This is a genomic window from Acinetobacter sp. 1207_04 (assembly GCF_052850415.1).
This window is the reverse complement of record NZ_VXCQ01000006.1, coordinates 96,900-110,690: the sequence shown is the minus strand read 5'-3', so window position 1 is coordinate 110,690 and position 13,791 is coordinate 96,900. Positions and strand designations below refer to the sequence as shown.

Annotated in this window: 14 protein-coding genes; 8 read left to right on the top strand and 6 right to left on the bottom strand. The window is 33.1% G+C overall.

Features of this window, described 5'->3' with window-relative positions; translation table 11 throughout:
* Positions 1-26: 26 nt before the first annotated feature.
* From FW754_RS07115 to FW754_RS07095, 5 genes are all read left to right on the top strand, one after another.
* Positions 27-794: a DUF4184 family protein gene (locus FW754_RS07115; RefSeq protein WP_446324210.1), complete on the top strand. Its 768-nt coding sequence runs from the start codon at positions 27-29 to the stop codon at positions 792-794.
* A gap of 184 nt (positions 795-978) precedes the next feature.
* Positions 979-2,763: an aspartate--tRNA ligase gene (gene aspS, locus FW754_RS07110; protein ID WP_409510310.1), complete on the top strand. Its 1,785-nt coding sequence runs from the start codon at positions 979-981 to the stop codon at positions 2,761-2,763.
* A 291-nt stretch (positions 2,764-3,054) separates the two neighbouring features.
* Positions 3,055-3,924 (top strand): lysophospholipid acyltransferase family protein, encoded by an 870-nt coding sequence (locus FW754_RS07105; protein ID WP_446324209.1) that lies wholly within the window; start codon positions 3,055-3,057, stop codon positions 3,922-3,924.
* 123 nt (positions 3,925-4,047) lie between these two features.
* The gene (locus FW754_RS07100; protein WP_409510308.1) at positions 4,048-4,266 is read left to right on the top strand and encodes a hypothetical protein; all 219 of its coding nucleotides are present in this window, start codon (positions 4,048-4,050) and stop codon (positions 4,264-4,266) included.
* Positions 4,267-4,350: 84 nt separating this feature from the next.
* Positions 4,351-5,631, top strand: coding sequence for an O-antigen ligase family protein (locus FW754_RS07095; protein ID WP_446324208.1), 1,281 nt, complete (start codon positions 4,351-4,353; stop codon positions 5,629-5,631).
* A gap of 62 nt (positions 5,632-5,693) precedes the next feature.
* Here FW754_RS07095 and FW754_RS07090 read toward each other — a convergent pair whose 3' ends face one another.
* The 4 genes from FW754_RS07090 to FW754_RS07075 all read right to left on the bottom strand — a co-directional run bounded on the left by FW754_RS07090 (position 5,694) and on the right by FW754_RS07075 (position 9,387).
* Positions 5,694-6,470 (bottom strand): glycosyltransferase family 25 protein, encoded by a 777-nt coding sequence (locus tag FW754_RS07090; protein ID WP_409510306.1) that lies wholly within the window; start codon positions 6,468-6,470, stop codon positions 5,694-5,696.
* A gap of 74 nt (positions 6,471-6,544) precedes the next feature.
* Complete coding sequence (locus tag FW754_RS07085) at positions 6,545-7,510, bottom strand: glycosyltransferase (protein ID WP_409510305.1); 966 nt, start codon at positions 7,508-7,510, stop codon at positions 6,545-6,547.
* A gap of 92 nt (positions 7,511-7,602) precedes the next feature.
* Complete coding sequence (locus FW754_RS07080; protein ID WP_409510304.1) at positions 7,603-8,604, bottom strand: capsular polysaccharide synthesis protein; 1,002 nt, start codon at positions 8,602-8,604, stop codon at positions 7,603-7,605.
* Positions 8,605-8,613: 9 nt separating this feature from the next.
* A complete protein-coding gene (locus tag FW754_RS07075) occupies positions 8,614-9,387 on the bottom strand; it encodes a glycosyltransferase family 25 protein (RefSeq protein ID WP_409510303.1) in 774 nt (257 codons plus the stop codon).
* Positions 9,388-9,530: 143 nt separating this feature from the next.
* On the opposite strand from FW754_RS07075, the gene FW754_RS07070 reads away from it, so the two are divergent.
* The 3 genes from FW754_RS07070 to FW754_RS07060 are packed head-to-tail and all read left to right on the top strand — an operon-like array spanning position 9,531 to position 11,986.
* A complete protein-coding gene (locus FW754_RS07070) occupies positions 9,531-10,214 on the top strand; it encodes a hypothetical protein (protein WP_409510302.1) in 684 nt (227 codons plus the stop codon).
* A 4-nt stretch (positions 10,215-10,218) separates the two neighbouring features.
* Entirely contained in the window at positions 10,219-11,154 is a 936-nt protein-coding gene (locus tag FW754_RS07065; protein ID WP_419346090.1) for a glycosyltransferase family 2 protein, read from the top strand.
* Positions 11,129-11,986 carry a glycosyltransferase family 32 protein gene (locus tag FW754_RS07060; protein WP_409510392.1) on the top strand — a complete coding sequence of 286 codons (858 nt, stop codon included), beginning with the start codon at positions 11,129-11,131 and terminating at the stop codon, positions 11,984-11,986. Before FW754_RS07065 ends, FW754_RS07060 begins: the two co-directional genes overlap by 26 nt.
* Positions 11,987-12,051: 65 nt before the next feature.
* Here the strand turns inward: FW754_RS07060 and FW754_RS07055 are convergent, their stop codons facing one another.
* On the bottom strand, positions 12,052-12,900 hold the full coding sequence (locus FW754_RS07055; RefSeq protein ID WP_419346091.1) for a family 6 glucosyltransferase: 849 nt from the start codon (positions 12,898-12,900) through the stop codon (positions 12,052-12,054).
* Positions 12,901-12,981: 81 nt separating this feature from the next.
* Positions 12,982-13,788 carry a polysaccharide deacetylase family protein gene (locus FW754_RS07050; RefSeq protein ID WP_446324207.1) on the bottom strand — a complete coding sequence of 269 codons (807 nt, stop codon included), beginning with the start codon at positions 13,786-13,788 and terminating at the stop codon, positions 12,982-12,984.
* Between the last annotated feature and the right edge of the window lie 3 nt (positions 13,789-13,791).

Here is a 13,791-nt window from a genome sequence, read left to right as displayed (position 1 = left end):
AAATCATGCTGTAACGATAGACATCAATGCCTTTTACTTTTTCACATGCTGTACTTGCTCCGCCTCTTTCTAAACTGACAGGTAATCGTCTACCCATCGGTGCATTAGCAATCGGTACAATGACGCCTGATTTTTATAGAATTTTAGTACAAAAAGAAATCCATTTAAATCACCAATGGCAAGGTTTGGTTCATCCTGATTTATGGGTTGGATTACTGTTTTGTTTTTTATGGTATTGCCTCTATCGCCCAATGCTTTTTAAGTTAGTTGGGATACATGCTCCACTGAATATTCATTCAGCCATGACTTTATTTAAGTTTTTATGCGGCATGATTTTGGCGATTTTACTCGGCACAGCCACACATATTATTTGGGATGGTTTAACCCATTTAGACTTCAGAACCTTTGCTTTTCATGCATTTTTAGCTCGTGAAGTTCCGATCATGGGACACATTTACCCAATGCATCGTGTTCTACAAATCGGTACATCAATTATCGCTTTGCCTTTTTTATTATGGATGTCACTACATTATTATTCTAATTTTAGACAACCCAACATCACATCGAAAAAAGTGTTTAACTTTTCTTTTATTCTCTTTTTATTCTCCTTTTTCGCAGGTTCTGCAACCTATATTTTACGTGCAAAATATACAGGATTTAATCCACACAGTGCAGATTTATACACTTTGATCGGCTTTTTTCTCAATGGTTTTGCTCGTGGTTCACTACTCTGTTTCTCTTTAGGTTGTATTGTATTTCTATGGCTTGATCGAAAACAATTTTTTAAAGAATAATTTATTTTAAAACGAAGCAAAATACTGATCTGATTCAAAGCATATAAATGTTAAATTCCGTTGTTTTTCGATCTTATCCTTGAGCCTGAACGCTCAAAGATGCATAATCTGACATTACATTTTAAAGGCGATACGCTGTTTACGTATTCGCTTCCTTAACCCATATAGTTGGATTTTTAACGCTATGATGCGAACTCATTACTGCGGTTCTTTAACCGAAGCCCAAATTGACCAAACTGTAACATTATGCGGTTGGGTACATCGTCGCCGTGACCACGGTGGTGTAATCTTCCTTGACATGCGTGACCGTGACGGTCTTGTTCAAGTGGTTATCGATCCAGATACCCCAGAAGCATTTGCAACTGCAGATAAATCACGTTCAGAATTCGTATTAAAAATTACAGGCCGTGTACGTCGTCGTTACGAAGGCACAGAAAATGCAAATATTACTAGCGGTCAAATTGAAGTATTAGGCAAAGACATTGAAGTTCTTGCTGCTTCTGAAACTCCGCCATTCCCTTTGAATGATGAAAACACCAACATTTCAGAAGAAGTACGTTTGAAATATCGTTTCCTTGATATTCGCCGTCCTGAAATGTTAGATCGCTTACGTTTCCGTTCTAAATTAACTAATCTTATTCGTAACTATTTCGAAGACAATGGTTTCTTAGACGTTGAAACACCAATTTTGACGCGTGCTACTCCTGAAGGTGCACGCGACTATTTAGTGCCAAGTCGTGTATCTAACGGTAGCTTCTATGCACTTCCACAATCACCACAATTGTTCAAACAGTTGTTGATGGTTGGCGGTATTGATCGTTATTACCAAATCGCTAAATGTTTCCGTGACGAAGATTTACGTGCGGATCGTCAGCCAGAATTTACTCAAATCGACGTTGAAACATCGTTCATGAGTGACGATGACATTATGGATTTGATGGAAACTTTAACCGTGAAGATGTTCAAAGAACTTCTTAACGTTGAGTTCGATAAATTCCCTCGCATGACATATAACGATGCAATGCGTGACTATGCATCTGACAAACCAGATATGCGTATTCCTTTGAAGTTGGTTGACGTTGCAGACATGATGCAAGACGTTGAATTCAAAGTATTCGCAGGCCCTGCTAAAGATCCTAAAGGTCGTATTGTTGCGCTTCGCGTACCAGGTGCTGGCGCGCTTCCACGTAGCCAAATTGATGAATATACTAAATTTGTCGGTATCTACGGTGCGAAAGGTTTGGCTTATATTAAAGTCAATGAACTTGAAAAAGGTATTGAAGGTCTTCAATCTCCAATCGTTAAATTTATCGAACCAATCGTACTTGATTTATTAAAACGTGTTGGTGCTGAAAATGGCGATATCGTATTCTTTGGTGCGGACAAAGCAAAAGTTGTAAATGATGCAATGGGTGCTTTACGTATCAAAGTCGGTCACGACATGAAACTTTCAACGTGTGAATGGGCACCGCTTTGGGTGGTTGACTTCCCAATGTTCGAAGAAACTGACGATGGCAAATGGACATCTGTTCATCACCCATTCACGCTACCAAAATCAAGCGTTGAAGAAGTAAAGAATAATCCTGGTGCTGCGCTTTCAGTCGCTTATGACATGGTCTTGAATGGTACTGAAGTTGGCGGTGGCTCACTCCGTATTTTCAACTTAGAAATGCAAAAAGCTATTTTTGAAGCTTTAGGTATTAATGAAGAAGAAGCGGAAGAAAAATTCAGCTTCTTGTTGAATGCATTGAAATTCGGTGCGCCTCCGCATGGTGGTTTGGCATTCGGTCTTGATCGTTTGGTCATGTTAATGACGGGTGCATCTTCAATCCGTGACGTGATTGCATTCCCAAAAACCAAAACTGCTGAATGTCCATTGACTCAAGCACCTGCACCAGTTGAACCAAATCAATTGCGTGACTTAGGTATTCGCTTACGTGAAAAACCAAAAGCCGAAGAAGTTAAATAATTTTAGCCTCTGATATAAAAACCCTGCTTAAATGCAGGGTTTTTTTATATTGTTAGTACTTTTCTATATGATCTATATACAATAATTATTTCAATTGATGATATTTTTCACGCTTAGACATAGATAAGTGTTTGACTATTTTTATATTATTGATCACTTGATGCTTTTTAATAAAGCTTTCACAAAGCACTTCATATATGATCACCATACTCGAAAATAAGATATTCTACCTACTCTAATTTTCAAAATCTTAGCACACCTATACCTATCATTCGGCTGAACTCAATTCTTATGTACATTCTTTTAAAAATGATCGCATTACTTCCTTTATCATTTTTACAGCTTATCGCAAGTTTTGTATCTCTCATTCTCAGCAGCTTCAATTCATCCATGAAGCGTGTTACATCTATTAATCTTAAAATTGCTTATCCTGAATTATCTGCTGAAGATCATGCCGATTTAGTTAAAAAAAGTATTCGAAGCCAATGCCTGACTTATGTGGAGTTTATTAAATGTTGGGGAATGTCACCCGAATATAGTTTAAGTTTACTCAAAAATGTTCAAGGCGAGCATTTTTTTACTGATGCCCTTGCCAATCAAAAAGGTGTGATTGTTGTTGTACCCCATTTGGGCAGTTGGGAATTACTTAATGCATGGATCAATGTATATGCAGCTCCTGTTATCATGTATAAACCCAATAAAGTCAAAGGTGCAAATCGTTACGTTTTAGAAGCACGAGAAAAATTTAACGCTACGCTTGTCCCGACGGATGAAACAGGTATTCGGGCTATTTTTAAACACTTGAAACAAGGTGGGCTTACCGTCATTTTACCTGATCATGTCCCAAAACCATCAGGTGGGATTTTCTCTAATTTTTATGGACAACATGCCCTTTCAAGTACACTTGTTTCTAAACTCGCAAGTAAAACGCAATGTCATGTTATTGGTTTAAGTTGTATTCGCGATACTCACAACTCTCAACATTTTTCGGTTATCTGCCACCCTTTATCAGAAGATATTTTATCTAAAGATTTACAACTTTCTGTCGATACACTTAATGCTGAAATACAAAAAATGATTGATATTGCCCCTGAGCAATATATTTGGTCATATAAACGTTTTCGTAAAACCTCAGACGACATCAATATATACAGAAAATAATTTTTTAACTGCGAATTGATCAATGACTTCGCTATTTTTATATATTTGCTTGATTTCGTATTCAATTGAGATTAATTCGCAAAAATGGCATAATAACGTGATCAATCTTTGAGGTAAAACCTGATGGCTATGCGCCCTGCTGTTCTTCGTCATACCATTATTCTTATTGTGTTCTCAGTCGCACAATGGGGTTTTATGCGCTACATTTTAAATCATCAACTGTTTAACTTAGATACCTATCAACGTATTGTATATTTCAGTACAAGCAGTTTTTTAGCAGGATTCCTGATTATTACCGCTTTAATTTACCTTGTGTTGAAAGGTAATGCGGATAATCACTAATCTAATCACCTAAATTTTATTCCAATACATTTAAATTGATACGTAATCAGAGCAATCCCTAAAGATTAACTCTAGGTGTTTTTTATGCTAAAAATTGAATTAGAAACTTTGACTAAAGCAAAGTCTAGTCTATTTATTTCAGTTCTATTTTTAGCTTTATTTATTTATTATATTTTGAATGAAAAATTCCGTCTTTGGTATATTTCAATTATTTTTGTACTTTTTTATTTCTATCATTTAAAGAACAAGCAATTCATAAAACCTAATATCTCCCTTATTATATTTTGTAGCATCAGTATTTTGACCTGCACACTGAGTTATTATGTATTAGATCGTTTTGAAAATATTCCGAACCAAGGTTACCTAAAAACTTATAAACGACTAATAGATCAATATTTTTGGTTTATAGCATTTATGACACTTCCTACAGTATTTTATTACAATAAATTTACGCCAAAAATATTTTATAATATTTTATTGATTGTTTGCTGTATTACATTTTTCTATGTTTCCTATTTTAATATTTTACTCGACTTTAATCGAGGAGATTTATCTCAGTTTTTCAATCCGATTATTAGCTATGATATTACTTTAATATCATTAAGCATTGTAACTCTATGCTATTCATTTTATTTAAAAAGTAAGTCTTCATATTTATTTTTAGCATTGAGTTTACTCTCCATGTTCACACTCATTTTACATGGTACGCGAGGTACATGGTTAGCTTTACCTTTTATTTATAGCTTTATATTTTTACTCTACTTTAAACAACAAACCAAAAAATGTTTCGTTTTTTTAGCTGCTATATTAATGTTTATTGTTATCAATATTTCACTCGCTAACTCCCCCCTAAAAAATCGAATTTCGGACTTAAATAATGATACTGCTTTAATCAAAAACCAAAGTTATCAAAATAGTACAGGCACACGTTTAGTCTTATGGAAAAGTGGCATAGAATTATTTAAGACAAAACCTATACTAGGTATAAGTTTATATGGAATTGAAGCTAATAATTGCAAATTAGCGAAACAAGGCAAGATTCCTGAATGTTATCAACACCTTCATAGTATTTATTTTAATGAGTTAGCAGCACATGGCATATTAGGGCTATTTGGATTACTTGTAACCTTATTAATTCCCTTCTTTTTCTTTTTCAAAGATATATTCTGCGCCAATGAAAAAATTAAAATGCTTGCTATCTCTGGAAGTGTTTTTACTTTTTTCTATGCTGTTTGTGGACTAACTGAATATTATTTATTTTTTCTCTCTACAACTTTCATTTATTTTTTAGTAGTTGCAACATTGATGAGTTTTATCATTATCGAAAAACTTCATATTAGAAATTCACATTTACAATCTCAATAATGATGAGCTCAATAAATATCAAATTGATCACTATTTATTGAGCTCAATTGATTATTTGAAATTTAATTATACTTTTTTAGCGTCATTTTATAGATTCGCTTAATTAAAGAAATTTTTAAGCGCTCCCAAATATTTTTCTTTTTCCCTTTCTTATTCTTATATTGTAAAGTTTGTCTTTCTAACTCAAGATAACTTTGCCCCGCTGCACATTCATCTAATTCAGGATGATCAAATAAATGTGTTGCATAAAAATGAATATGGCTATTTTCATCATATAATTCCCCCCAATGATCATACACTTTTGGTGACTCATGATACTTCAAAAATACTTCAGCCATTTTACGATCAATAACATAAGCATATGCATAGGAAAAACGACGGATATATAATAAATTAACATGCAAAACTTTTTTATTCTTGAGTGTCCCTGTTAAAAAATGACCTCTTACTTTTTGATTCACCTTAAGCTGAATACCACCTAAACTCAAATAAAAAGTATCTTTTAAATTTAGAGCTCCAACCTCTTGCTCTAGATCATTTAAATCAAAGTCGAGAATACTTATCGCATCATCTTCAAAAATACATGCATACTTTTCATCTGAGGATAAAAAGTCTTGTAGAGCCTGTACATGTGAGAGCGTACACCCCAGCTCTGCTGGACTTAAAGGTCTTTGCTTACCTGCAACAGCATAATGAAAATATTGTTTTGTTGATAAGTTTGCACCAATGACACCAAATTTTTGGAACTCTTGTTGATACTTTTGAAAGGTTACATTGTTAAAAAAAGCCTCTAAACGAGGGCTACCAGCTTGCTCTATACTAATTAAATACTTTTTCAAGACTTTACCTAAATGCTAAATAATTAAATGAGATCCAATTTCTCAATAAATAAAAAAATCCCCAATATTCCAATTTAATCAATATGAGGGATATTTTTAAGATCAAATTTTTTCAACTTATTTTCAGCGCGCACAATAAAAATAAATAGCAATAACAAAGTCAGAATAATTAAAATATTAAACGTTAAATTAACCATATTTAAATCATTTATTCCAAGTAGAGTACAGCTCAAAAATAACAACAATAGCAACACAAATTTCAAAACTTTAAATACTTTATTAACTCTTTTATCTGATTTAATTTTCAAATAAGCCACATTTAGGGGCGAAAGTAGTTTTTGATCATAAAAATCTTGATGTGTTTGATATAAAGAATAATATGCTTTATGAACCGTATCTTTATCTCGACCCATCAAATCCGTTAAGCTTGAAAGATCTTTATGTTTTCGATAAAAAAATAAGTACTCAGGAATCACATGAACTTTTGCATTCATTTGAGAAATACGTAAATATAAATCCCAATCCTCACACACTTTTAAATTTTCATTATAGCCTTGAACTTTTTCAAACAATACTTTTGAAACTGCAATAATAGACGGAAATAAGTTGTTGTGATAATAAAATGATTCTTGGCAAAAAGGTTTAATTTTAATTTTATTTTTTGAACGTCCTATCTCGGATACATAGCAAGCGACCATTGCTATATTTGGCTGAAGTTCAAAGGACTGTACAACTTTCTCTATATATGTAGAATCAATTAAGTCATCTGCATCTAAAAAAACTAAAATTTCACCTTGAGCATGCTTTACAGCATTATTCCGAGCTGCGGAAACCCCCATATTATCTTGTTGTAAAAAAATAATATTCGATAAATAAGTTTGAATTACATTTTTAATTGGCTCTGTCGAGCCATCATCAATAACGATATGCTCAATATTTTGATATGACTGATTTTTTACACTCCTTATTGTTTCAATAATTGTTGAATGACTGTTAAAACAAGGAGTTATAATGGATACAAGTGGTTTTTTCATCATCATAAAATATAGACTCAAAATCTCCATTCAAGACTAAATCGCAAAGATATACGCAAAAGATTAAGATTTCCCTATTATATCACGATACATTATATCTATATCTTATAAATAGATAACAAGTGCTCATAATAAGATTTCTGTTGCAATAATTTGACATAATTCAATTTATGAATACCCATTTGTTTTAAAATTAAATCATATTGCTCCTGATTAAAGCGATCATTTTGTATTATTTGCAAAAGATGAACCTTCGTATCATCCAAAATTTGCATACTTTCCGTAGTCAAATAGTGATTCATCAATTCATTAAACATGATTTGAAAGAAGAAATAATGTGGAATATTATTTTGAGTTTTCCAATAATTTAGCATCACATCCAAACAAATATGAACAATATTATTCCTGCATTTTGAAACAATAAAACTATTTAAAACATTTACATAATGTTCATCATTCCAACCAAAATAATCCTGATTGAACTCTTGCCAAAATTCTTTATTTTGTACTGTTTCATCTCTATGAAACATAAAAAAATCTTGGCTTAAAAGCTTTTGCTCTATCGGTGCAGTGAGTAAAATTGTAGCATCAATCCAAACTCCACCATAAACATCAAGCAAAGCCAAACGAAGTAAATCTGCAAAAAATGCTGGCTTAAACTGTGGATTTTTCTTTTTTTCCCAAACAAAATCAGGTAAATCTAGATACTCTCGTATAGTGTGTTCATCTAAACGAATCACCTGATAATCTGCTTTATACTCATCAACAGATGCGAAACAGAGCTTAACTAAATCAGGTAATTTTTCCTGTTCTAATCCCTGCCCCCAATATTGCCAAATAATTTTTTGATTCAACAATTCTTTTTTAGGCTTTAATTGAAAGTATTCAAGTTTGTTTTGAAAATACTGTTCTAAGAAAATATTCCACAGTTTTGCGACATGTTTTTTTTGTAATAAATTGGCTTGTAACTTTTGTTGCTTGCGTTTTTCTTTTGAAACAAACAAAGAATAATAAGTACGCCATGGCTGTTTATGCCACTTTTTAAGTTTCCGTGTTTGCTCTTCATCTGTTGAAAACAGGTTAATTAAATCATTTTTCATATCAATTACTTAAACTTTATAACGATTTAATGCATATTTATAAATGCGTTTTAACAATGAAATTTTGAATCGAGTAAAAAATGATTTTTTAGCCTCACCATGATTTTTCAATAATTTCCGTTCTTGCTCTATATAACTTTGCCCAACCATTTCTTCACCCAACTCAGGATGATTGAATAAAAATGTCGCATAAAGTTGGCAATTAGGATCGTAATCTCGTAATTGCGACCAATGATCACAGCCTTTTGGCATTTCATGATATCTCAGTAAAAGTTCCGCCATTTTCCGATCAATCATATAAGCATAGGTATAAAATAAACGCCCAAAATAAATGGGGTGTAACTTTAAGACTGAGCGATTATTGATTTTTTGATCTAAAAAATGACCTCGCACACGATGACTACTTCTAAGCTGAATTCCACCCATACTTAATAAAAATTCAGCAGGTAAATTCAATGCCTGCACCTGAGTTTCTAAAGTATTTAGATCAAAATCATCAAGGCAAACCGCATCGTCTTCAAAAATACATGCATATTGTTCATCTGAAGCTAAAAAATCGTTAAATGCTGTCACATGAGATAAAGTACATCCTAACTCAGCAGGGCTTAATGCTTTTTTACGCCCAGCCACTGCCAATTTAAAATATTCTGCTGTTGGTAAGTCTGCACCACGCACACCAATTTTTTTAAATTCAGTTTGATATTGAGCAAATGTTGATTGAGCAAAAAATCCCGCCAAACGAGGGCTACCTTCTTTTTCAATACTGATTAAATACTTTTTCACCGGCGAACTCAGGAACATCTTTAAATAAAGTAAAATTTTATACTATTTCGATCATCTAAATACCATTCATATTGTTAAGGATACATAGATTTTTTAGGTCAACACGTCTATGATTCTTGTTTTAATAGATTTAATGATTAGGTATGAGTCAACTCGGTTTTTCTTCGGATATTTATCACATTAAAATTGAAGAATTGCTCGCCTTAAATGATGCAACTTTAGCTCCATCTGCATACATTTATCATGATCCTGTCATTCTATTGATCGGGAAAGAAAGTAAAAATATCCCAGATCTACTGGGTTGTGGTCGAGATATTTTACTCGAAGCTCAAAAACAAGGGCTCAGCCATTATCCAACTCGGATTGTCTTTGAACAACGTGCACCTCAATTGTCTGTTTTAGGACTGCTGAAACCTATTCGTAAAAAATACCAAGATGCCTCTTTCCAAAGTTATGAAATTCGCCTCAGCGATATCATTGACAACCACTTAGAACGCAATTTAAAGACTGAAGAAACTGCATACAATTATAGCGAACGTAACAAATGGGGTGTTCCAAAAGATCAACGCCAAGACCGTTTCAATAAAATTGATCAATCCTTTCGTGATCATGGCTATGATAAAAATCATCCTATGGCAATTATGTTATGTCGTGGACTGGGTGTAAAAGATAAATTGCATCAAGGACATCACCGTATGTTTTTTTGCAGAAAATATAATATTGAGTTTGTACAAGTTCAATTTCTCGCGACAAATAGTTTTACAGGCCATTTAAACACGTTCTTCTTATGGCTCAACAAAACCTTAAAATATAAACAGGTGAACTGACATCATGAATACACCATGTATCTCCGTCATTCTGACTCATTTCAATAAAGGTCCTTTGCTCAAGAGAACCATTGATTCTTTACAACCTGATTTAGTTGAATTACTTGAAATTATCGTAGTTGATGATGCATCTACCGATCCACAGTGGATTGAGTATTCAAACTATTTAGAGCAACACTATTCTAAAGTTAAAATCATTCGTAATTTAGACAATAAAGGCCCTGCAAACCGTTTAAATCAAGGGGCAAATACAGCTCAAGGCGATTATTTATTTTTTATGGATGCCGATGATGTCCTTGCACCCAATCGCTTAATGCAAATTTTAGATTTAATGACACAATCTAGTTGTGATTTGTTTTATGGCAATAAAGTAAAAATTTATGATTTAGCCGGAATGCAACAACATCCTAAAATGGATACTCAAATTATAGAAAATCCACTTACCTACATGATCCAACATAACATTATGGAAATGTGTGTAATGTGCAGTCGTGAAGTATGGTTACAATCCAATGGATGTAATGCATCGTTATTCATCCAAGATGAATCACTCGCTTTACAGCTAGGTGCTGTTGCAAAAAAGCTGCTTTTCACAAAAACACCGACTGTTTTTGTCATTTTAGATGTTGCAGAAACCAAAACAAAACGTGGGGATAATCGTCTTTCTCAAAACCTAAACCAACAACATCATGATATGTTTTTTACCATTTATGATTTTTTAAACGATCATGAATTAGATCAAACTCAGCAAAATTTACTAAAGAAAAAAGCTCTTTCAACCTATTGGAAAAGTTTAAAATCTCGTAATCAAAAAAGCATCAAAGAGTTTTTATTTTATATTCTTGCAAAAAGAAATCCTGAAAAATGGTGGGCGAGTCGTAGCAATGAACTGAAAACTTATTTTTCAAAATTAGATCAAGTTAGACGACCTATTATTTAATTTTTTAATCTCTTTCATCTGTAAAGAAAGGCTTTTTATGGCTATTCCCAAAATCATTCATCAAATTTATTTACAAGGTGAAGCAAATATTCCTGACAATATTAAGCAATCGATTGCTGAACTGCGTCAGAGAAATTTAGATTGGGAATATCATCTTTATGATGAAACCATAATGGTCGACTATATTTCTCGACATTATGATGTAGAAATGCTGACGATCTATCAGTCTATTCAAAAGGAATATCCTGCTGCACGTTCTGACTTTTTTAGATATTTACTCATGTATAAAGAAGGTGGTGTATATCTCGATTTAAAAAGCTCTTGTTCTAAGCCATTTAATGAAATATTAACTGATCAAGATGAATTAGTTATCTGTGGTTGGGAAAATGAACAAGGTCAAAAATACCAAGGCTATGGTATTAATAAACATTTAAAGCATTTAAAACATGGTGAATATCAACAATGGAATATTATTTGTAAGCCAAACTCACCCTTTTTAAAAGCTGTAATTGATCAAGTTATCTATCGAATAAAGCATTATACGCCAATGAAATATCATGTTGGTCGTAAAGGTGTACTCAATACGACTGGTCCAGTTCCCTATTCATTAGCGATTGAATCGGTTATTCAACAAAATAAATATCCCTACCGTTATGAACGCTTTGCTTCACAATTCGGTTTGATTTATATCAATACAGATACGTCAGTCGTTAATAAAAATCACTACAGCCTACAAATCACACCTGTGATTCAATTAAATCATTTCGATTATTTTTTATATCTTTTATGGTTGTATATTCTACATCCCAAAAAAGTATTCGCTAAAAAATAATATGATTTATTAATGAGCTAAAAAATATTACCCAATACACTTTAGCCCATTCTAATCTATCCACCTCACATCCATAAGGATGCAAAATATTGTTTCATTCTAAAGCTTAAGCCTTTCTGTTTGGCATGTGCTGATTGTTCCCAATCTGACTGACTCATTTTTTGCGATGTTTCACTACGTAAATATGCATGTCCACCAAAACGATAATGCCCTTTATCGGAGAACATCACTTTAGCATTTTTTTTCCAAGGCTCTTTTTCACCACGGGTAAAATATGGATGTAAAACTTTAATATCCTTTCGATTGAGTGCATATTTATTGAGATGGCTTTCATCATGCCACAATGCAATTTGATCATTTTTCAAATCTTCATGTGTATTTAAACTTAGCTCTTTGCACATTGCTAAATATGCATGTGACCGACCACCATTTAATGCACCAGTAAAATAATACTTCCCTTGATTTAAAGGGATATTTGCCTTAGACAAAACATTTCGGTCATAGGTATATTTATTTCGATTTTTATGAAAAGCATGGGGCTGTATTGCAAAGGCCAATTGCTCCGTATCTGCTTGAGGCAAAAGATCTTGAGCATAAATTGGCGACAATATTTCTGTATTTGCATTAAAAAAATAAATAAAATCAAAAGTTTCTAATTGATCTTTAATACCTAAAAAAATATCAAAACGCATTAATGTATCGTGTGGCCATCCTAATTTATTTTGTAAAATATAAGAGACGTTATGCGTATCTGAAGTATTTAATAATTCCTGATCATCTGTAAATACAAAATAATGTTTATCACAATCAGGGAGTAAATTCCGCTCCGCAGATTGATAAAAATAATCCCAGAAAACAGTATAACGTCCTGTTGCAATGTATAAAATTGCAACTTTACTTTTTTGATTGCTCATATAAATAACCATTTTGTTTCAATAACGGATGCCAATATACACAGTTCAATACAAAATCATTATGATTTATTTTCGCCGTAATTAATTACGTTTACCCAACTTTAAACGTAATTTCACGGCAAACATTGAATCTTTACCACTAATTTTAATACGTTGTAACTGCATAAAATCAGGTAAATCAGCATCAATTCCTTCCTTAGTCGTTACAGCATTGCTATAGCCAACTTGCCTTGCGGTCTCAACATCACGTTGTGAATAAATACCAAAAGGATAAGCAAAACTCATCACCGATTTTTGGGTAAGTTGCTCTAATTGAGCTTTAGAATCACGCAGTTCAACCAAACACTCAGCATCAGATAATTTATCTAAATTAGCGTGCGTTAATGTATGCGAACCAATTTCAACAATGCCACTTTGAGCTAAAAAATGAACCTGCTCATCATTAAGTTTCGGCTCTCGTGCTAATTCACCGCTGTTATGATGGGCTTTTTTATAGGTTGACCAATCACGATCATGACGATCAACGACAACATAAATCGTTGCTTTTGCCTGATGTTTTTCTAAAATTGGATAGGCATTTTCTAAATTATCGAGATAACCATCATCAAAAGTAATCGCAACTGTTTTCTCAGGATGCTTGCCCCAATTGTCTTGTAACTCTTGCATGGTGACAAAATGAAAGCCTTCAGCTTTCATCCATGCTACTTGCTTTTCAAACGCAGCAGGTTGAACACGTAATTTATTAAATTTTGCACCATCAATATGCTCACGCACCATGTGATACATCAACACACGTGGTCGCTTCCAATCTACAGCAGGTTTCCACCATGCATATTTAACACTAAATGCAATCATTAAAACCAATAGTAGAATGAGTAGATAAATCACAGT

Excerpts from the sequence above, each read along its gene's own strand:
- FW754_RS07095 (WP_446324208.1), top strand. The coding sequence starts at position 4,351 with ATGCTAAAAATTGAATTAGAAACTTTGACTAAAGCAAAGTCTAGTCTA.
- FW754_RS07115 (WP_446324210.1), top strand. The coding sequence starts at position 27 with ATGCCTTTTACTTTTTCACATGCTGTACTTGCTCCGCCTCTTTCTAAA.
- FW754_RS07070 (WP_409510302.1), top strand. The coding sequence starts at position 9,531 with ATGAGTCAACTCGGTTTTTCTTCGGATATTTATCACATTAAAATTGAA.
- aspS (WP_409510310.1), top strand. The coding sequence starts at position 979 with ATGATGCGAACTCATTACTGCGGTTCTTTAACCGAAGCCCAAATTGAC.
- FW754_RS07065 (WP_419346090.1), top strand. The coding sequence starts at position 10,219 with ATGAATACACCATGTATCTCCGTCATTCTGACTCATTTCAATAAAGGT.
- FW754_RS07085 (WP_409510305.1), bottom strand. The coding sequence starts at position 7,510 with ATGATGATGAAAAAACCACTTGTATCCATTATAACTCCTTGTTTTAAC.
- FW754_RS07055 (WP_419346091.1), bottom strand. The coding sequence starts at position 12,900 with ATGAGCAATCAAAAAAGTAAAGTTGCAATTTTATACATTGCAACAGGA.
- FW754_RS07105 (WP_446324209.1), top strand. The coding sequence starts at position 3,055 with ATGTACATTCTTTTAAAAATGATCGCATTACTTCCTTTATCATTTTTA.
- FW754_RS07100 (WP_409510308.1), top strand. The coding sequence starts at position 4,048 with ATGGCTATGCGCCCTGCTGTTCTTCGTCATACCATTATTCTTATTGTG.
- FW754_RS07080 (WP_409510304.1), bottom strand. The coding sequence starts at position 8,604 with ATGAAAAATGATTTAATTAACCTGTTTTCAACAGATGAAGAGCAAACA.